Genomic DNA, 20,260 nt, shown 5'->3' with positions numbered 1-20,260 from the left:
CTTCATTATAGCACTGTTGCCAGATGCTTGATGGCCTGCGGCGGACTGGCAATAATCGGAACTTTCTTCGTTTCTTCGTCCAGTCCATCCACTACACGTGCCATAGAAGCTTGCGCCAGCAGAACAACGTCTACCTGACCTGCGAGTTCTTTCAGGGCAGCCGATACCATGACATCGTGTTTGGCAGCATCGCCACTCATGAGCGCTTCGAAGGCACCTTCACATAATTTTGAAGTAAGTTCTATCTCTTTGCCTGCGGCGGCGGCACGGCGGGTTACAAGGTCGCTGGTAGGGCCGAGTGTGGTAGGCAAAGTGGCAATTACACCAATCTTTTTTCCTGTTTGAACCGCCAGATCTGCCATCGGCTGATCTACGCGAAGCACTGGCACACTGGTGAGCGCCGCCGCCGCCTCTACGGCCGCACCTATAGAGGAACAGGTAACCATGATATAATCGGCACCGGCTGCCTCTGCCGAACCCACATAGTCTACTACTCTTCTGGAAGTAGCTGCTGTTAATTCGCCTCTGGTGATTACATCTTTTATAAGGCTGTCATCCACAATGTTAAACACATTTACATCAGGTAACGATTCATTGCAGAGCTGTTGGAATACAGGTACTAAGGTGGCTGAAGTATGTATCAGGCCTAATGTTTTCTTTTTCATTTAGTTTAGGTATTTAGAATGTTGAGTGTTGATTTTCCTTGAGAGGCCATGCCAAAATAATCTGGGGCTCCCACTTGTCCGCCTTTAAAATTTACCTGCAGACCATCTACCGGTGAGCCGGGTGCAAAGGCCTTGCAAATGGGTGCGCCAGGTGAGAGCGGTGCCACCATTTCTACTGCTTCTATGCCCATGGCGCGGGCTGCATAACTGGATGTGTCGCCACCAGCCACCACCACACGCTTAACCGCTGTGTGAGCAGCTACTTCTCTGGCAATCTGCCCCAGCGCGGTACCGTATAATTGGGCGGTTTGCGATTTATTACCTGTTTCGGCAAGTGCTTTTTTCGTTTCTGCTATGCGCGCGTCATCAGCGCCACAACTGGTATGCACTATAACACTTTTACCTTGATTTATGGCAGCAATAGCCTCTTCAGCACAGCCAGCCATTATGGCAGCAGCAGCATCTGCTTGCCGGGCAATGGCAGCTGTATCAAGTTTTATTTCTATAAACTCGCCTTCTGAAACAGCCCATTCTATCTGACCGGAGGTAACAGGAGAGCAACTGCCTGAAACGACCAGCAGCGGTTCCGCCACCTCTGGATTGGGCCAGGACTTCGGTGCCTCCAACAGCCCCGCCTCTTTCCAAAAATTGCCCAGCGCCATTTCTATGCCGGAAGACCCTACCGAAAAAAGAGGTTGCTCCGGGTTGGCATAAGCATCTAGCAAGCGCCCGATACCTGCCATCTGGTTTTCGTAAATAGCATCAAAAAGAACAACTTCTGACCCACTAACTATAGTTTTTCTTAAAGCCTCTGCTGCCTCTTCGGCGGGCAATACCACCTGCAAAATATCCATCAGGCCGGTGCTTTTGGCTGTCTGCCGCGACAAGTGCAGGCGCAGATCACTTTCATCGGCGGGTGTGGTGGGGTGCTTGCTCATAGAAGGGTGCCGGTCGAGGCGGTGGATAGTTCCTTTGCTTCCGATACCCATGCGGGCAAAAAGATTTCCGAAGGCACAGTATCGACCCAGTGCAGGGGCTGCCACCAAAAGCGGCACAAAGGCTGCTTTAAATATTTCGGCAGCCACATCAATAGCTTTGCCGATGCTGCCAATGGTTGGCGAAGAATCAAAGGTGGAGCAAACTTTGTAATGCACATGCGGAGCACCAAGTGCCCGCAAGGCAGTGAAAGCTGGCACGAGTGCCTGTTCCATTTCGGCAGGAGCCATAGCCCGTGTCATGCCGGCTACACCAATGGCTTGTAAGCCTTCGTAGCGGGCCAGCTGTTCGGGCGTGGGAGGCTCAATGAAAAGCGCCGTTTTAGCACCTGCCCTGCTTAAAAACTCCAGTGCATCGGTAGAACCTGTAAAATCGTCGCCGTAGTAAGCCAGCAAAAGATTGCCTTGGGATGCCATTATTTTTTAGATCCAAATTTTTCAACTGATTTAGAGAACTCAGCGTACTTGCTGGCGGCCTCTTCTACTGAAAGACCCTGTACAGCTGCCTCCCATGCTTGGTTTAAGGCTACCACGCCACCTGTAGGCCCATCAGGGTGTGCCATAATGCCACCTCCTGCCATGTAAAGGAGGTCGGTGGTTTGAGTACGCCGGTAAGTTTCAGGAGCTTGCCCGCCCCACTGACCTGATGATACCACCGGCAGCACAGAGTAACCGCCCAGCATAGGCTTTAGGCAAGCTTCAATGGATTTCACTACGGAATCGTCGGACTCCCAGAATTTGTTCTGGATGCCATTTACGTGAATCTGATCTACTCCTGCCAATCGCCAAAGCTTTTGGTAAGCAGGGAACTCAATACCCAGCAAAGGATGCCGGTTCAGCATGCCCCAGCCGTTGCGGTGCCCATGAATGGCGAGTTGCCCCTGGTCACAGATTTTCTTGGCACCAGCCAGACCTACACTATTCAGGCTTACCATGGCGCAGGTGCCACCAGCTGCTACTATTTTATCATAACGCGCTAACATCGAATCAATTTCATCGCTGATGTTGAAGGCGTACATAACCTTTTTGCCTGTTTTGTCGGCATGGTCGTTGATCACCCGCATCACGGCATCTACCCGATCTTCGAATGAAGAATTGGCGGAGGCGGAAAGCAGTTCATCATCTTTTATAAAATCAATGCCTGCTTCGGCCAGCGTTTTTACCAGCGCCGCTGTTTGCTCCGGTGTCATGCCTATACTTGGCTTAATGATCGTACCAATCAGCGGTCTTCCCTCCACGCCTGTTAATTTGCGGCAGCCTTCAATCCCGAACCTGGGGCCTTCAAAATGATCGGCAAAAGAAGCCGGCACTTCCAGGTCCATCAGCTTCAGGCCCGTGAACTGCGTGATTTCGTATAAATTCCCCTGCAGCGTAGAAACCATGGTGGGGAGGTTATATCCAAAATTTTCGATAGACCAGGAAACTTCTATAGAAGCTCTGTGGTATTGGCCTTTGGCTGAAACGGCACCAGGTATGGCTGGCTCCGAAACGGTTTCAAGCGGCGTAATGGATTCTACGCGGGCGGCAAAGCGTTGCTTCAGTTCTTCTGTTTCGCCTGGTACGGCCACAAATGTTCCTGAAGACTGTTCTCCGGCTAGCACAGCAGCTGCCTTCTCCAACTCGTAGGGCGTTTCGATATAATACGTCGCAGTTATTCTTTCCATAGAATGTGATGTTGCCTTTAAGGCGCTATGTTTAGTGATGGTTTTATGAGTGGCTATTTATGCAGCACCTTTTAAGTAAAATAACTCGCTGGTTCTCAATAAATAACTATCGTTTGTTAAGTGATTGATTAAAATTTTTTACTACACAATTATTCTAATTAAAATAGCCTTCCAGAGGCTCCATAAGCCAGCAGCACCTTATGGCTTGTTTAGCACACGGCTCAATAAATTGTTGAACTTGTAATCTAACCACCTTCTACAGCGGTACAGGTTCTTGCATACTAGCTATCAAATATACCTTCGTCAGGAAATAGTTTGAAACAGCTACCTTGGGCCCTATTGCTAAATTTACATGTAAAGTAGCAATTTATATTTAAAGTAGTAAGCATCTTGATCAGAAAATTGCAGAAAGGCTAAAAAGTAGTGTGGTTGCTTACACTTTATGTACATCAAGCCAGGCCGCAGCAAGGAGGTGGATACAGGTTTAAATTATTCCAATGAAATTGGTCTTCCAGAGGTATTTGAGGTGAGAAATGGGCTTAGAGCACTAAGGCCATTCTAAACGTTCTCCACTTTATAGTAAAATTGGTTGTATTTACAGGTACTGCACAAACTACTTTATTTTGTTAACCCTAGGCTGTAAAAACCATATGCCAAGGGGCCACACTAACATCAACGCCATACCTCCCGCATACTTTCCTAACTTAGCCTCTCTTCCTAATTCTATCGTTTTAAGTGCTTTTACAGGAAATGCATGAATGTAAAAGTAAGCGTAGATGAAGTAATAAATAGGCAAGGCCGCAAAACCGCTAAATTCTTTTTTTTGTCCATCGCCAAAAATCAAAGCAACTCCTACAATAAGCAACACTATTGCTCCATTTATCAAAATAAGGTTGTAGTTGAGCTTTACATTTTCGGGACATAGGCATAAAGCTCAGCTCCAATAACTAATGGAAAACTTATGATGGTTATGAAAAATAAAGTGCTAAAAATAACTTTTAAAGTTGATGAATCTCCTAAATCTATATCACCAGCAAAAGATAAAAGAATGAAACCTAAAAATATCTGCCAATGCTTTGCTTTGAGTACTGCTTTCTTGTATTTGGTGCAACTAAGTAATATTAACAAGCATTTGCTAAAACATGGCTTTAGCAGAAGCCGATGACTGTGTCTGGTTCAATGGGTTGTTTTCCCTTTTGCTTAGAAACATCACCTTACCCCAGCGCCGGATATAACGCTGTTATTTTTTCGTTTACCTGCTCGTAGGCTACTGCAGGTATACCAGCTTCCTTTGCTTTGGCTAGCACATAATCTACTAGAAATGGCTTCTCGTTGCGCAGGTGCTGCTCAAAGTCGAGTTGCATAGAGGTTTTGGATTCTGCAGGAAACTTAGTTAGCAACGCTTTGGCTGTGGCTACACTTTCTTCAGGTAAATTCACTCCAGTTGCTGAGGCCAGCGCATTGATCTCCAGCATCATAAAATGCAACACTTCTAGTAAAGCAGCATCTGCGGCTATGGCACCAAAGGTAACCTGATAAGCTGTGGTAACAGCCGCTACCGGAGACAAAAACAAGTATTTCTGCCACAAAACCTCCTTTATGTTATGGCTGAAGCTGAGGTCTACGCCTGCCGCCCTTATTGCCTTTACAAGCCAGGCAGCTGACTCTGGCGCCTCACCACCTATGTATACTTTGCCGGGGCCACCCTTGTGTTCTACCACGCCGGGCGCTGCCATATTCGAGACCACATAAATACAGCCTTCCAGGACCCTCCCCTTCGCAGGCAGCACCTGCCGGATAACCTCGGCCGCATGCACCATGTTTTGCAGAGGAACCAGCAAGGTATCTGGTCCGATACAGTCGGAGTAGGTATGCAGTACTTCCGCTAAGGCATAGGATTTGGTGCAGATAAAAAGGGCATCGAGTTGTCCAATGGCGGCAGGATCGTCGCTGGCCAGGGCTGGTTTTACCGTTTGCTCCTGCCCCGCGCTTCTAAAAACAAGCCCTTGTTGTTGAATACTTTGCAGGGTTTCTCCTCTACAAATAAATACGATCTCCACCTCAGGCCTATGAGCATAAAAGGCGGCCAGTGGGGCGCCAATAAAGCCTCCTACTCCACCAATTCCTACAATCCCGATCCTCTTTTTTATATTTGCCATACGTAGTTGTGTGTTAGTATCTGAATATTCCAAAGGTAAATTATTCTAATGAGAATACCCTTCCGGAGCTTAATTGGTATCAGGAAAGCCTAGGCAGTAATTTAAGCTATTGCGTATCTGCAAAGCCGTTCTTGTAGCTGCTGATATAGGCATTGTAGCAGCCTTTTGTTATTTCTATATACATATTTTCTTTACTAATAAATACGAAGCTTGATTCCTTTATGGCGAATGCTTACTTTTGAACAAATGAACGGTTGTTCTGCAGGAGAATCGGCGGCGGCGGTTTCATCACCAATCAGAGATTACCTTACTTACACGAATAACATACCACATGAAGCGGATCTTACTCCTAGTACCTCTCCTGTTTTTGCTTTTCAGCTCCTGCAGGCAAAGCGATATCAGTTCCTCCAAAAGAGAGGCTGTAACCATTGTTATACCGCAAGCAGCGCCTTCGCGGGTAAGTTTCGGGGCTGAAAGGCTACAGCTGGCACTGCAAAATGCCGGCTACCCCGCCAAAGTTGTAACACAGGGTAAGCAGCCCAAAAAGGGAAGGCAAATACGCATTGGCTTTACAGACACTGCCATACAGACTCCCGCTGCAGATGCCAGCAGCAACATCAACTCAACTGGCAAAGAAGGTTTCACAATCGCTACTGCCGAAAATGTGATAACAATTACGGGAACTGATGCCTCTGGTGCGCTCTATGGCTGCCTGGAAGTAGCAGATCAGTTACAAAAGCAAGGCGAACTGCCCCACAACCTGCAACTAACCGATCAGCCGGAGATGGTGCTACGTGGCACGGCGGTTGGCGTTCAAAAAACCTACTACCTACCCGGCCGCACCGTTTACGAATATCCGTATACCGAAGAGACTTTCCCTTGGCTGTATGATAAGGAATTGTGGATCAAGTACCTCGACATGATGGTGGAGAACCGCTACAATTCTCTCTACCTCTGGAATGGCCACCCTTTTGCCTCCCTTGTAAAATTACCTGATTACCCCTACGCGCTGGAGGTGGACGAGGAAACATTCGCCAAAAATGAAGAATTGTACCGATTCCTGACGGAAGAAGCTGAAAAGCGTGGAATCTGGGTAATACAGATGTTTTACAACATCATCGTTTCCAAACCATTCGCCGAAAAGCACGACATCAAAACACAAGACCGAAATCGGCCTATCACGCCGCTGCTTTCAGACTACACCCGCAAATCTATTGCTGCTTTTGTAGAGAAATATCCCAATGTGGGGCTGCTGATAACCTTGGGCGAAGCCATGGAAGGTGTGGGGCAGGATGATGTGGACTGGTTCACCAAAACGATTATACCGGGGGTGCAGGATGGGCTGAAGGCTATCGGACAAACCGTGGAGCCACCCATTGTGCTTCGTGCCCATGACACCGATGCTCCACGCGTCATGAAGGAGGCATTGCCAATTTACAAGAACCTCTACACAATGGCCAAGTACAATGGCGAAGCCCTCACCACCTATACCCCTCGCGGTAAGTGGGCAGAATTGCATCGCAACTTAAGCCGCATCGGAACGGTACACATCCAAAACGTGCACATTCTGGCTAACCTGGAGCCTTTCCGGTACAGTTCTCCTGACTTTATTCAAAAATCGGTGCGGGCCATGCACGAGGTGTATGAGTCGAACGGTTTGCACCTGTACCCGCAGGCCTCCTACTGGGACTGGCCTTACACAGCCGATAAAACAAACGAGCGCCTCCTGCAGTTGGACCGCGACTGGATGTGGTACGAAGCCTGGGCCCGTTATGCCTGGAAATCACAACGTCCTAAAAACGAAGAAGAAGCTTACTGGAGCAACAAGTTAGGCCGGGAATTTGGCATGGCACCTGAGCAGGGCCGCCACGTGCTGCAAGCGCAGGAAGAAGCTGGGGAAATTTCGCCTAAGATACTGCGCCGCTTTGGCATTACCGATGGCAACCGGCAAACCATGAGCCTGGGCATGCTGATGACACAGTTCATTAATCCGTTCCGCTACAGCGTGTTCACGCTCATGTACGAGTCTGAAGCTCCGGAAGGAGAAATGATAATTGAGTATGCTGAAAAAGAATGGAAAAAAGAAAAGCACGTGGGCGAAACGCCGGTGCAGGTAGCCGAAGAAATAGTAGTGCACGGCAGAAAAGCAGTAGAAGCCATAGACAAAGCGGCTGGTGCAGTAACCCAGAACAAAGAAGAGTTCGCCAGGCTGCAGAACGACATGTACGTTTATAATGCCATGGCCCAGCATTATTCCGAAAAAGTAAAGGCCGCCGTAAAGGTCCTGCGCTACAAGTACTCAGAAGATGTAGCCGACCTGGAGAAGGCGCTTCCGCACCTGGAAAAAAGCATGGAGCATTACCGCGAACTTGTACGGCTTACTAAAGATACCTATCTGTATGCCAACAGCATGCAAACCACGCAGCGCAAAATACCGGTGAGAGCAACAGATGGAGCGTTTAAACATTGGGAAGAAATTCTGCCGATTTTTGAGCAGGAGCTTTCTACCTTTAAGCAACGAATCGATTCTCTGAAGACAAGCCATAATGCCACGGCTGCTAAAGTAGTTCCTCTCAAAAATGCCCATGTCATCATTCAATCCAAAACGGAGGGCTCCTATACACTTGGCAAAGGCCAGAAACTATTTGCGGACACTACCGTGCTTATTCAGGATGTTGCGCCAGAGCTGAGAGGCCTTAAAGGCATGCGCTATTCTAAAGCTAAGCAAATAGCAGAAGGAACCACAATTAAGTTTACAGCATCCAGGCCGGTTAAGCTGCTGGTTGGGTACTTTAAAAAACCGGTGGCTTATGGCAGTGAGCAAGATCCTAACTTTGCCCGTGCCCCCGAACTAGAGACAGATGCCACCGCCAATGATTACGGCCAGGGTGAGACCAAGATCACCAATGCCATTGTAGCCGGTGACCTTCCCCCAGTTAACATCCACTCCTACTCCTTTAACGCTGGCGCACATACGCTCCATTTGCCAAAAGGGGCGTTGCTACTGATTGGTTTTATCGACGGCACAAAGGAGCTGAAAATTTACGATGCCGGTTTGGCAGGAAGTACCAAAGATATAGACTGGCTTTTTGAGTAGAAGCTTTAAAACACTATAAAACAAAAGCGGGGCTGTAGAAGCCCCGCTTTTGTTTTAAGGAATGTTGACTTAGATTGGCCACTCTGTTAATCCCTTGGCGTAAACAACAGCCAATTACCTCCGGAAGGTCATTTTCATTTAAATAATTTACTTCCGCTTTTCATCTTCTGCTTACTCTGATGTAGCCTTTGTCGTAAACACGTTTTTTGGTATTCACGTCTACTTCGTACCAGATGTCGAGTTCGAAAGAGGGCGTAACATAGGTGGTGGTAAACTGCTCCTCCTGGTCAATAGTTTTGTAGTCGGTTATCATCTCGTAACCATCATCCAGAGACTTGTAGTACGCTTCATCATCGTCATCAAACTCTTCGAGGTACCGGTTGTACACTTCGTGGTATTGGTCGGTCACGGCTTCGTAAATCCGCTGCAACTCAGAAGGGTAAAACTCCATAAACCCATCTTCGTCTTTCGTCCATCTGCCTTCTTGTTCCATGGTAGGTAAAAATTAGTCTTGCTGCCTGTTTTTGCAGCACTTGCAATATAGAAACCACCTTTAGCAGGTAGTAAAATGTTTTACTGAAATTAGGGGCATGTCCAACAGGCCCTGGTTTTTGAACTAACGTGCATCTAAGCCTAAAACACTTCTGTTTAAAGAAGTATCTTTACCTGTAGCGGCAAAATCATCAAAAGCCTTTTCGGTAACCCTGATAATGTGGTCTTTGATAAAGGCTGCCCCTTCCACAGCTCCGTCTTCAGGATGTTTAAGGGCACACTCCCACTCCATCACAGCCCAACCATCGAATCCGTAAGCTGTTAGTTTGCTGAAAATGGCTTTGAAGTCTACCTGCCCATCGCCAAGCGATCGGAAACGGCCTGCGCGATTGATCCAGCTTTGGTAGCCACCGTACACCCCCTGCTTTCCGGTTGGGTTAAACTCGGCATCCTTTACATGGAACATCCGGATGCGCTCGTGGTAGTGGTCGATGTAAGATAGATAGTCCAGACATTGCAGCACAAAATGCGATGGGTCGTAGAGGAGACAGGCCCTGGCGTGGTTATTTACCTTCTCCAGGAACATTTCGTAGGTAACGCCATCGTGTAAGTCTTCTCCCGGATGGATTTCATAGCATACATCTACCCCACTTTCATCGAAAGCATTCAGGATGGGGAGCCACCGGTTGGCTAGCTCTTGAAAACCATCGTCTACCAGGCCGGCAGGGCGCTGCGGCCACGGGTACACTGTTTGCCACAGCAGCGCTCCGCTAAACGTAGCATGTGCCGTCAGGCCCAGGTTTTCAGAGGCTTTGGCGGCGTATTTAAGCTGCTGCACCGCCCATTCCGTTCTGGCTTTGGGGTTGTTGTGGTACGCTGCAGGGGCAAAGCCATCAAACAGCTTGTCGTAGGCAGGGTTTACTGCTACCAACTGCCCCTGCAGGTGCGTAGAAAGCTCGGTTATCTGAAGCCCCTGGCTCTCCACCAGCCCCTTTATGTCTTCTGCGTAGGCTTTGCTTTCGGCAGCCTGCTGCAGGTCAAAATACTGACTGTTCCAGGTCGGGATCTGCACTCCTTCAAAGTCGATACTTTTCGCCCACCGGCAAATATTTTCCAGATTATCGAAGGGTGGCTGGTCGCCTAAAAACTGTGCTAAGAAAATAGCAGGTCCTTTTATTGTCTTCATCGTTTGTCTTAGATAGTAAAGTCAGTCCATTTGTTTTCTGATTTGCCGGAAGCCACCACGTGCTCAATAAAAGCCATGCCGCGTACGCCTTCTTCAATTCCTGGGTAATCCTGCCACTCCGGCTTCGCTTCTGTGCCTTCTAGGGCAGCGGTTACACACAGGGCGAAATTGCGGTAAAGGTTGGCAAACGCTTCCAGGTAACCTTCAGGGTGTCCGGCGGGCGTGCGGGTATTGTGCTGGGCGAAAGAAGTGGTATAGCCGCCGCCGGTGCGATAAATCTCTGCCGGGCGATCCAGCCATTTTACCTGCAAGGTATTGGCGATCTCCTGCTGCCACTCCAAACCTCCTTTTTCACCATACACCCGGATCTTTACATTGTTCTCCTCGCCTGCTGCAATTTGTGTAGCCATTAGCACGCCACTCGCACCGTTGTTGAAACGCAGGAAAGCAGCCCCGTCATCGTCCAGCTGGCGACCTTCTACTACTATGTTAATGTCGGCACAGAGTTGCGTTACCTCCAGGCCGCTGACATATTCGGCCAGGTTAAAGGCGTGGGTGCCTATGTCGCCCATACCGCCGGCTTTGCCGCTCTGCTCCGGGTTCGTTCTCCAGGAAGCTTGTTTGTTTTCGCCTCCTTCGGCGAACGTGCTGAGCCAGCCTTGCGGGTACTCTACATAGACTTTGCGGATTTTGCCCAATTTGCCTGATGCCACCAGTTGCCTAGCCTCTTTTACCATGGGGTAGCCGGTATAGGTGTGCGTAAGGCAGAAGAGCATGCCTGTCTGGTTCGCTACGTTTCGCAGCTCCAGCGCCTCTTCTAAAGAGTAGGTCATGGGCTTATCCAGTATTACATGGAAACCATTTTGCATGGCCAGCATGGCGGGTTCAAAGTGCACATGGTTGGGAGTAACAATACTGATTACCTGCACCCGTTGGTCTTCAGGAAGTTGTTTCTCTCTTTCAAACAACTCCTGGTAAGAGGCATATACTCTTTCCGGCGCAAGCCCAAGCATCTCGCCACTTGCTTTAGATTTTTCGGGGTTACTGCTGAAGGCGCCGCATACCAGCTCGTAAGCATTATCGAGTTGGGCAGCAATACGATGAACGGCTCCGATAAAAGCGCCTTGTCCGCCGCCTACCATGCCTAATCTTAATTTTTTATGCATTTTTCAGTTTATAGAGAAATCTTGAATTGGTTTACAAATCTTAGTTAGTAAAAAAAATCAAAAATTCCTTCTAATTCCTGAAGAAAGCTTTGTTATAACGTTAATTATTTATGGTCTTCTGATAGTCCATAAGCTCAAAATCAGCACTTTACTCCTCCTGTTACTATTAGATGAAGTAAAATGCTGATTTGTTAAATTTTCACTACTAAACTGATCAAGGCATCTGGTCATTGATTTTTAATGCCTGCCACAGGATTTCTACGGGGTGCTGGGCCTGCCTTTTGGTGCCGTCTTTTATCTGGTGGCGGCAACTGGTACCGGCAGCGGCAATAATAGTTTCTGGCGCCAGCGCTTCTACTGCAGGAAACAAGACCAGGCTGCCAATTTTCATGGAGACATCGTAGTGCTCCTTTTCGTACCCAAACGAGCCGGCCATGCCACAACAGCCCGAAGGAATTTGCTCTACCACATAATTTTGCGGTAAGGATAAGATTTGTTGTGTGGGTGCCAATGCGTTTAAGGCTTTCTGGTAGCAGTGCCCATGCAGTTTAATGAGCTGCGGTTTGTCTGTAAATTGATCTGCTGACAGGTGGCCTTTTGCCACTTCCTGTACCAGAAACTCTTCTATCAGTAAGGAATGCTTGGCCAGAAACTGTGCGTCTGACAGTAGCTCCGGCGACACAAGGTCAGGGTACTCATCGCGAAAAGTCAGTATAGCAGAGGGCTCAATGCCAAGGAGAGGGACATCGGTTTTCACCACCTTTGCCAGGACCTTCACATTGTGGTGCGCAATGCTTTTCGCCTTCTCTACCAGCCCTTTTGACAGATAGGTGCGGCCGCTTTCCAGGTGCTCCGGCAGATGAACCTCATAGCCTAATGCTGTCAGAAGTTTGATGGCTGTTTTGCCGATCTCCACATCGTTGTAATTGGTAAACTCATCGCAGAAAAGGTTTACCTGGCGCAGCGGCTTGTATGCAGTACCAGCTGCCTTACGCTTTTTGTCCCACTTTTTTTTCCAACTGCGCAGGGTAAGGTTACCCACTGTAGGTAAAGACCTGTCTGGCGCAAAGCCTATTACGCGCTTCACCAGGTTGCTGGTCACGCTGTTGTTGATGATGTAGTTGTAGAGCTGCGGAAACAAAGAGGCCAGCTGCTGCGATTTGGTAAAATTACCTACCATGCGGGTTCGGAAAGGTACACCATTGGCCTCGTAGTAGTGCTGCAGAAACTCGGCTTTCATTTTGGCTACATCCACACTGCTGGGGCACTCCGACTTACAGGCTTTGCAGCTCAGGCAAAGGTCCATCACCTCTTTTATTTCTTCATGGTCGAAGCGGTTTTCTTTTGGGGAGCTGGTGAGAAACTGGCGCAGAATATTAGCGCGGGCACGGGTGGTATCTTTTTCCTGGCGCGTGGCCATGTAACTGGGGCACATGGTGCCGCCGGTAACATGGGTTTTGCGGCAGTCGCCGGAGCCGGAACACTTTTCTGCCAGGCGCAGAATACCCTCCTGCTTCGAAAAGTCGAACAGCGTCTCCACCGGTATTACCTGCTTATCGGGCTCATAGCGGAGTTGCTCGTTCATGGGCGGCGTATTTACGATCTTGTTGGCGTTAAAAACGCTTTTAGGATCAAAGGCCAGCTTCACCTGTTTCAGCAGCGCATATACTTCTTCTCCCAACACAGTGGGAATAAACTCTCCGCGCAAGCGGCCATCGCCGTGTTCGCCGCTAAGAGAGCCGTTGTATTTCTTCACCAGCAGCGCCGTGTCGTGCAGCACGGTCCGGAACAGTTCCTTGCCTTCAGAAGTTTTCAGGTTGATCATAGGCTCCACGTGCAGTTCCCCTGCGCCGGCATGGGCGTAGTAAGAAGCATTGAGCTTGTACTTATCCAGTATCACCTGCAGATCTGCAATGTAAGCCGGTAAGTCCTCAGGCGACACCGCACAATCTTCAATCAGGTTCACTGGCTGGTAATCTCCTGGCAGGTTGCGGATAAGGCCTAAACCGGCTTTCCGAACATCCCAGGCCAACTTTGTTTCTGCTCCTCTTATCAGTGGGTAGGCATAGCCCAGACCTGCTTCCTTTAAATCAGTGACCAAGGCATTGGCCATCCTAGTGATTGTATCCTGCGTGTCAGCCATAAATTCAACCATTAGCAGCGCGGCCGGCTCACCTTCTATAAAAAAGCGATTGTACTGGTACACAGGGTGCCCCTTGGTAAAACCTAATATATAATCATCTACCAGTTCCGAGGCCATTGGCTGGTGCTTAAGGGCCACCAGGTTTACCAGCAGCGCCTCCGGCAACGAACTGCAGTGGATGCAGACAAGACCTTCTTCTTTTGGCGGCAGCGGGATCATGTTAAGCTTGGCTTCGGTCACAAAAGCAAGTGTTCCTTCAGAGCCTGCCAGCAGATTGCAAAGGTTCAGGGCATCGGTGCCTGCCGCCACCGCATTCGCTACTAAAATATCAAGGGCATACCCGGTGTTGCGGCGGGTTAAGGTTGCCTTCGGATAATTCTTTTCAATTAAAGCTCTGTTGGTTTCGTCCTTTACCAGCTCGCTCACAGTGCGGTAAATTTCTCCCTCCAGGGTTTGCTGCGCACTTTTTATAGCTACTTCCTCTGCTGTTAGTGGCTTAAATTCTGTTTCGGAACCATCGCTCAGCAAAACGTTGGCCGAAAGCAGGTGCTCCCGGGTATCGCCCCACACAATGGAGTGCAGGCCGCAGGAGTTGTTGCCAATCATCCCTCCTATCATGGCGCGGTTGGCTGTGGATGTTTCTGGCCCAAACATGAGTCCGTGTGGTCGCAGCAGGGCATTTAAATCGTCGCGGATCACACCTGGCAGCACCCGCACCCAGCGCTCCTGCACATTCACCTCCAACACCTGATTCAGATACTTCGAAATATCTACTACAATGCCATTACCAACTACTTGCCCGGCCAGAGAAGTACCTGCAGCCCTCGGTATGAGCGAAAGCTGGTATTCATTAGCAAAACGAATTAGCGTTTTAATGTCGGCAGTTGTTTTTGGAAGCGCGACGGCCAAGGGTTTTTCCTGGTATACAGAGGCATCGGTGGCATAAATCAGCTTTTGCGACTCATGCAGCGAGGAGTTGTCGAAATAAAACTCTCCTGCTAACTCTTTGGCAAGCGCTGCGAAAGCAGACATTAGGGTGTCAGAATTCATTCTGAATGAAGGTTAAAGGCTTTACTTATGAGATTAGACTTCGGAACTACAAGGTTACTTTTACTGCGGGTTTCGTTCATTAGGAAACGCAAAGCAATATAAAGTTATCTATTGAAATTTCCGTGCCTGACCAGCTGATTCTGAATTATTCTAATGAAAATGGCCTTCCGAAGGGTAGTTAGTGCTAGTCGGGGTTAGGGTAATGGGGATTGATTAAAAGGTTGCACTAGATTGTTACACACCTTCTACCAATAAACAGGGCAGACCAATTGTTCAGTAGCAGAGTCTCATACTGCCACAGATCATCCAAAGATTTTATATTAAAATTTGTGTAGTCATTTAACTACATTTATATTTGTAGCCAAATGACTACAAAATGAATTTAAGACGAGACGTATTTCAGGCGATAGCCGACCCGACCAGAAGAGCTATTTTACTTCTGCTGGCCACACAGTCGATGACGGCTGGCGCTATAGCTGCTAATTTTAACACTGCAAGACCAACCGTTTCCAAGCATTTGCAAATTCTCACAGAATGCGAACTGTTGAAACAAGTGCAGGATGGCAGAGAAATGCATTACCACATAAACCCGCACAAACTTAAGGACATATCCGATTTTATTGAGCCATTCCGTCAAATGTGGGATGACAAATTCAATAAGCTGGAAAGCATAATGAAAAAATATCAATAACCTAAAAACTATGGAGAGAAAAACAAAAGTACATGCCGAAGACAGCAAACAAGAAATACTGATTACCCGGGAATTTGATATACCTCTGAGCTTACTTTTTAGAGCTTATACTGAAGCTGAACTGGTTGAGCAATGGATGGGTAACACTGTCTTAAAACTGGAAAGCAAGCCTCACGGCAGTTACCTGTTCGAAACAAAAGATGCGCAAGAAAACGTGTTGTTCCGGGCTAATGGCGTTATTCATGAGTTTGTTCCCAATCAAAAAATTACCCGAACCTTCGAAATGGAGAACACCCCTTTCCCGGTTCAGCTCGAGTTCCTGGAGTTTAAGGAATTAACGTCCACCAAAAGCAGTCTCACCATGCATATCATCTACAAATCAGTGGCGGACAGAGATCAGATGCTGCAGATGCCATTTGCTCAGGGTATTAACATGGCACATAACAAACTGCAAAAGATCATGGAAAAGGTAATAACTGCTTTATGAATAAAACCAAAAACATTATCTATTGGATCGCTACAGTTTGGCTGGCGTTGGGAATGCTCTCGACTGGCATCGTCCAATTACTTAAAATGGAGGAAGAAGTGGCGGCATTTCATCAGTTGGGCTACCCGAGCTACTTGCTCTCAATTTTGGGAATTTGGAAAATTTTGGGCGTCATAGTCGTCTTAATCTCAAAATTCCCTTTACTAAAAGAATGGGCCTATGCCGGATTTTTCTTTCTGGCTTCAGGAGCCATTATGTCTCATTTATTAGCTGGAAACCCTTTTACAGAAGCACTTCCTACCTTACTACTTCTAATCCTGACCATAACTTCCTGGTATTTCAGGCCTGCGAACAGAAAACTTTTGAATGTAAAGCCACTTAACGAATAAGGTGAAAATATGAGAAACGAAGCAAAAATTCCTTCGGAAAGAATTGAGGAACTTTTTAAAATTATGCGAACTCGCTTTGAGAAGCATAGGCACCGTCATCCTGAACTTGAATGGGTGAAAATTCAAAAAAAGCTGGAGGATCATCCTGACAAACTATGGTCTCTGAATGAAATGGAAGAAACAGGCGGAGAACCAGATATTATTGATTTTGACCAAAACACCGGCGAATACATTTTTTGCGATTGTTCAGCTGAAAGCCCGAAGGGCCGGAGAAGTGTTTGTTATGATCACGAGGCGCTGGAATCGAGGAAGCAGCATAAACCGATGAACAGTGCTGTTGGGATGGCAGCCGAAATGGGCATTGAGTTGTTAACGGAAGAGCAATACTTCGGACTGCAAAAACTAGGGAAGTTCGATACCAAAACATCGAGCTGGATTCTTACGCCGCCAGACATTAGGAATAAAGGAGGTGCCATCTTTGGAGACTTCCGTTTTGGACGCGTCTTCATTTACCATAATGGTGCAGAATCGTATTACGGTGCCAGAGGTTTTCGAGGTTTGCTAAAGCTTTGAGCTCTCCTGACCAGCTAAAAAGGTAGTTTCCGTACGATCATAGCAGCAGCATTGCCTCCAAAACCGGCAGCAGTTATCAGAATTCGCTTGATTTGTTTAGGTGCCTTTCCTGCAGTAACTCGTGTTGGGAAGGGGAATGTAGGCAGCGCTTGCTCCTGTAGTACGGTCAGGGCGTACTCCAGGCTCAGACAAGCCGACGCACCGAAAGTATGCCCCACCAGCCACTTGGTAGAGGTAAAAGCAGGCATACTTTCTTCTCCAAAAATACTTAGTATAGCCTGCCACTCTGCTGCATCCCCGGCTACTGTGCCAGGGGCATGCATTATAATCAGGTCAATCGGTTCCGGGTTTCCTGATTTTTGTAGGGCATCCTGCACGGCCATTTTAAAATGTGCGCCGTCGCGGGATATACCTGTTTTGCTATTAATGGCCTCGAATCCAAAACCTACTGACTCCAAAACTACAGCAGGGGCAGCAGCATGTTGCAGGTCTGCCTCTTTAACTTTTTCAAGCGCAAACACAGCAGCCCCTTCTCCTAAAACAAAGGTGTTCTTTTTTTCTGCATTGTGGGGCCGGCATGGGTATGGGCCAGATCCATCGGTGGAATAAATTCCAATGGCTTTCATCTGCGCAATGGTAAAAGGTGTGAGCGGCGCCTCTGCTGCTCCTGCCAGAAATTTACTGGCCATGCCTGATGTAAGCCAGGCAAAGGCGTTGGCAATGGCTTGGATGCCTGTGCTGCAGGTAACAGAATGGCTCATGGTAGCTCCGGCACTTCCCAGATCCTGAGCTACCCACGAAGAAATGTTTCCCAACGTCGTTACCGGAGATGTCTGTACCGGCACCACGCCAGTCTGATGAAACTCCAGCACATACTTTTCGAACAGGCCAGTGGCTCCTCTGGAAGACCCAATGTTCACGGCAAGGTCGTGCTGCTGCTCCCAGCCAGCCTGGTTCACGGCTTGCCTACTTGCGTACATAGCCATTAAAACAGTTCTGTCAAGGCTTTGGTAAGCTTTCTTCTCCGTTGCCAGTTGTGCTAAAAGTGCATCTGCTTCAGCTGATAAGGCCCCAACAGGTACCTCCACCCCATTAAATGTTCGAGCCTGAAATGTAGGCTGCCCCAAGCCGAAAGAGGCAGCTACAGTAGCATGCGTATGGCCCATGGGTGAAATAGCGCCATATCCCCGGATAATAATATGTTCTTTCTGAGACAAGATTGCTTTGCGTCGTTCAGGTGCTCACGCTTATATCGGCTCTAACCAGTATGAAAGTTCCGCTTCTCTTATTTGCATGAAACGAAACGCTGGAGCAACATAAACAAATGAGTACTTTAGCTTTAGATGTTTAAATTATTCTAATGAAAAAGCCCCTCCAGAGGTGTTCTATAGGTTATTGCCTAAAGGGTTACTGGTTGCCGGCAAAAACATAAAACCAAACTCAGGACTAATCATCCACAAAGGTAGCTGAAGGAACCGAAGGGAAAAGCCTCTACTCCTATTTTTGATTTGGAGTAGGAGGCTTTACAACATAAAAAACCCTTTTAAGCAAACTGCTGGAGTGCAGCATGCTCAAAAGGGTTTAGATTATCTTTCTTTCTTTTTAAGAAGCAGGATTCTTATTCGGTTTTATGCTGGTGATCTTACCTGACCTAAGGTTATACGCTCCTTTTTCTGCTACAATGCGAACCTTCGTAAACGGTTCGTCCGGAAAGAAAATAGCCGTCATGGTGGTTTTGCCGCCATCTGCAAACAGTTCTACGGAGGCTACATCTACCAACAGCCGTACATTATAGATTTTCTCCTGACTTAACCTCGGGCCCACTTGTTCTCCTGCAAACTTTTCAGAAAAGGCATGGTTACCGGCATTGCTTCTATCTATGTAATACTGATTTTCCGCAGCCTTATATCCAATTATTACCTTTTGGTTTTTACTGTTAGCTACTTCGATGGCAAAGTCTTTTCCTGCTGTGGCTTGTTCCAGATTCAGGTTAAGATCAAAAGTGGAAGTCGGTGCAGAAAACTTTTCTGACAACAAAAGGCTTCCGGTTATTGGCTGCGCCTCCAGGTTATGAGCCGTGTTGGTTATTGCCTGGAGCTCCTTTACCGGCTGAGAAACCACACGCAAACCTGCCGCTGTCTTTTCCAGGGAAAGTGAGCGTGCTACCGTCATGGCGCTGCGCCAGTTTTCGGTAGGTACTACGTTGGCATAATCCCAGTTGCTCATCCAGCCCATAAAGAGCCTTCGCCCATCCTGCTCCGGCACGTTTGCCCAGGTTACGCCGGCGTAATTATCGCGCCCAAAATCGAGCCAAATGCCTTCGTGCCCTTTTTTATCTCCGGTGGTAGCGGGCTTACTGCGCAGGCTGGCCTCGAACTGCTTGTCCATCACGAATTTGCTGCCGTCGAAGTCGCCGATAAAATATTGTGTAGCCGATCCGCCGTTCGGCCCGCCGGGGTTAATGCTTACCAGCAGCACCCACTTTTCCTGATCGGAGCCTTCCACCTTCAGCTTGAACAGGTCCGGGCATTCCCACACTCCACCGTGCGCACCTATGCCCTGCCCAAAATCACTCTCCAGCTTCCAGTCTTTCAGGTTTTTGGAGGAATAAAAGCTGATTTTATCGGCTACTGCCAGAGCCATGATCCATTTGTTGCCGGCCTCGTACCAGCTTACTTTGGGATCTCTGAAGTCGCGTATGCCCGGATTTTTCAGGACAGGATTAGCTTTGTATTTCTCCCAGGTGCGGCCATTGTCGAGGCTGTAGGCAATGCCCTGCGTCTGGTAATCTGTTCGGCCGGCCTTCTCTCCTTCCATGTCGTGGTAAGTATAAATGGCCACCATCGCGGGGTTTTCTTTAGTACCCAGCCCCGATGTATTGTTGATGTCTACTACAGCACTGCCTGAAAAGATCATGCCCAGGCTATCGGGGTACAGGGCAACAGGCAAGTGCTCCCACTGCACCAGGTCTTTGCTCACAGCATGGCCCCAGTGCATGGGCGCCCACACGGTGGTATCGGGGTTATGCTGATAAAACAGGTGGTATTCACCGTTGTGGTACACCATGCCATTCGGATCGTTCATCCATTTAGCCGGTGGCGTAAAATGGAACTGCGGCCGGTGCTGCTCCACTACTAAGTTCTCTTTTTGCTGTGTCTGCTCAGAGGCGGTGGTTTCGTTTTTGCTGGTGCCAGAGTTACAGCTAAAGGCTGTAGCAGTTAGTAGTGTCACCAGACCGTTTACTATTATTCTTCCTTTCATCTTAATGTAGTGTTTCTGTTGAAAATTTAATGATGCGCTGTCAGCTGTACCTCATAGTTTTTAGGCAAGCGAAAGCTCTACTCAAGGAGGTATAGAGGCAAGAATGCTGTTCCTCTTATCCGAATAGAAAATTTCAAATTAGCCTATACCTAAATTTTTAATAATTAGCTCCGGAAGGCAGTTTTCATTAAAAAAATTCTTCACTAGCTTAATTTCTTTGCCTATCGGGCTCTTCAAAAGTG

Annotated in this window: 17 protein-coding genes; 6 read left to right on the top strand and 11 right to left on the bottom strand. The window is 48.0% G+C overall.

Annotation, left to right across the window (positions count from 1 at the left end; translation table 11 throughout):
* Positions 1-5: 5 nt before the first annotated feature.
* The 4 genes from ACMA1I_RS11705 to ACMA1I_RS11690 form a co-directional block, all read right to left on the bottom strand.
* Positions 6-665, bottom strand: a complete 660-nt coding sequence (locus tag ACMA1I_RS11705; RefSeq protein ID WP_337068522.1) for an aspartate/glutamate racemase family protein — start codon at positions 663-665, stop codon at positions 6-8.
* Positions 666-670: 5 nt separating this feature from the next.
* A complete protein-coding gene (locus tag ACMA1I_RS11700) occupies positions 671-2,077 on the bottom strand; it encodes a four-carbon acid sugar kinase family protein (RefSeq protein ID WP_337068521.1) in 1,407 nt (468 codons plus the stop codon).
* Positions 2,077-3,324, bottom strand: coding sequence for a ribulose-bisphosphate carboxylase large subunit family protein (locus ACMA1I_RS11695; RefSeq protein WP_337068520.1), 1,248 nt, complete (start codon positions 3,322-3,324; stop codon positions 2,077-2,079). The genes ACMA1I_RS11700 and ACMA1I_RS11695 overlap by 1 nt, the downstream gene beginning before the upstream one ends.
* A 613-nt stretch (positions 3,325-3,937) precedes the next feature.
* Positions 3,938-4,210, bottom strand: coding sequence for a hypothetical protein (locus tag ACMA1I_RS11690; protein WP_337068519.1), 273 nt, complete (start codon positions 4,208-4,210; stop codon positions 3,938-3,940).
* Between the two features lie 75 nt (positions 4,211-4,285).
* On the opposite strand from ACMA1I_RS11690, the gene ACMA1I_RS11685 reads away from it, so the two are divergent.
* Entirely contained in the window at positions 4,286-4,489 is a 204-nt protein-coding gene (locus ACMA1I_RS11685) for a hypothetical protein (protein WP_337068518.1), read from the top strand.
* A gap of 49 nt (positions 4,490-4,538) precedes the next feature.
* On the opposite strand, the gene ACMA1I_RS11680 is transcribed toward ACMA1I_RS11685, so the two are convergent.
* Positions 4,539-5,483: a 2-dehydropantoate 2-reductase gene (locus ACMA1I_RS11680; RefSeq protein ID WP_337068517.1), complete on the bottom strand. Its 945-nt coding sequence runs from the start codon at positions 5,481-5,483 to the stop codon at positions 4,539-4,541.
* A gap of 331 nt (positions 5,484-5,814) precedes the next feature.
* On the opposite strand from ACMA1I_RS11680, the gene ACMA1I_RS11675 reads away from it, so the two are divergent.
* Positions 5,815-8,580: a hypothetical protein gene (locus ACMA1I_RS11675; RefSeq protein ID WP_337068516.1), complete on the top strand. Its 2,766-nt coding sequence runs from the start codon at positions 5,815-5,817 to the stop codon at positions 8,578-8,580.
* Positions 8,581-8,740: 160 nt separating this feature from the next.
* On the opposite strand, the gene ACMA1I_RS11670 is transcribed toward ACMA1I_RS11675, so the two are convergent.
* From ACMA1I_RS11670 to ACMA1I_RS11655, 4 genes are all read right to left on the bottom strand, one after another.
* Positions 8,741-9,073, bottom strand: coding sequence for a hypothetical protein (locus ACMA1I_RS11670; RefSeq protein WP_337068514.1), 333 nt, complete (start codon positions 9,071-9,073; stop codon positions 8,741-8,743).
* Positions 9,074-9,196: 123 nt separating this feature from the next.
* The gene (locus ACMA1I_RS11665; protein WP_337068513.1) at positions 9,197-10,258 is read right to left on the bottom strand and encodes a sugar phosphate isomerase/epimerase; all 1,062 of its coding nucleotides are present in this window, start codon (positions 10,256-10,258) and stop codon (positions 9,197-9,199) included.
* Positions 10,259-10,266: 8 nt separating this feature from the next.
* Positions 10,267-11,424 carry a Gfo/Idh/MocA family oxidoreductase gene (locus ACMA1I_RS11660; protein ID WP_337068512.1) on the bottom strand — a complete coding sequence of 386 codons (1,158 nt, stop codon included), beginning with the start codon at positions 11,422-11,424 and terminating at the stop codon, positions 10,267-10,269.
* A gap of 214 nt (positions 11,425-11,638) precedes the next feature.
* Positions 11,639-14,617, bottom strand: a complete 2,979-nt coding sequence (locus ACMA1I_RS11655; protein ID WP_337068511.1) for an FAD-binding and (Fe-S)-binding domain-containing protein — start codon at positions 14,615-14,617, stop codon at positions 11,639-11,641.
* Positions 14,618-14,993: 376 nt separating this feature from the next.
* Between ACMA1I_RS11655 and ACMA1I_RS11650 the strand changes: the two genes are divergently transcribed.
* Genes ACMA1I_RS11650 through ACMA1I_RS11635 form a run of 4 tightly spaced genes read left to right on the top strand, consistent with a single transcriptional unit; the run spans position 14,994 to position 16,757 of the window.
* Positions 14,994-15,308: a metalloregulator ArsR/SmtB family transcription factor gene (locus tag ACMA1I_RS11650; RefSeq protein WP_337068510.1), complete on the top strand. Its 315-nt coding sequence runs from the start codon at positions 14,994-14,996 to the stop codon at positions 15,306-15,308.
* 10 nt (positions 15,309-15,318) lie between these two features.
* Complete coding sequence (locus tag ACMA1I_RS11645; RefSeq protein ID WP_337068509.1) at positions 15,319-15,795, top strand: SRPBCC domain-containing protein; 477 nt, start codon at positions 15,319-15,321, stop codon at positions 15,793-15,795.
* Positions 15,792-16,184: a DoxX family protein gene (locus ACMA1I_RS11640; protein ID WP_337068507.1), complete on the top strand. Its 393-nt coding sequence runs from the start codon at positions 15,792-15,794 to the stop codon at positions 16,182-16,184. The genes ACMA1I_RS11645 and ACMA1I_RS11640 overlap by 4 nt, the downstream gene beginning before the upstream one ends.
* A gap of 9 nt (positions 16,185-16,193) precedes the next feature.
* The gene (locus ACMA1I_RS11635; RefSeq protein ID WP_337068506.1) at positions 16,194-16,757 is read left to right on the top strand and encodes a DUF4256 domain-containing protein; all 564 of its coding nucleotides are present in this window, start codon (positions 16,194-16,196) and stop codon (positions 16,755-16,757) included.
* A gap of 14 nt (positions 16,758-16,771) precedes the next feature.
* On the opposite strand, the gene ACMA1I_RS11630 is transcribed toward ACMA1I_RS11635, so the two are convergent.
* Both ACMA1I_RS11630 and ACMA1I_RS11625 read right to left on the bottom strand, forming a co-directional pair.
* Entirely contained in the window at positions 16,772-17,974 is a 1,203-nt protein-coding gene (locus ACMA1I_RS11630; protein WP_337068505.1) for a beta-ketoacyl synthase N-terminal-like domain-containing protein, read from the bottom strand.
* Positions 17,975-18,359: 385 nt separating this feature from the next.
* Positions 18,360-20,018 carry a glycoside hydrolase family 32 protein gene (locus tag ACMA1I_RS11625; protein ID WP_337068504.1) on the bottom strand — a complete coding sequence of 553 codons (1,659 nt, stop codon included), beginning with the start codon at positions 20,016-20,018 and terminating at the stop codon, positions 18,360-18,362.
* Positions 20,019-20,260: the final 242 nt, after the last annotated feature.

This window comes from Pontibacter sp. 13R65 (assembly GCF_047525655.1).
Classification (GTDB): Bacteria; Bacteroidota; Bacteroidia; order Cytophagales; family Hymenobacteraceae; genus Pontibacter.
Note: the sequence above shows the minus strand (reverse complement) of the source record. Positions and strands in the feature narration are given on the sequence as shown.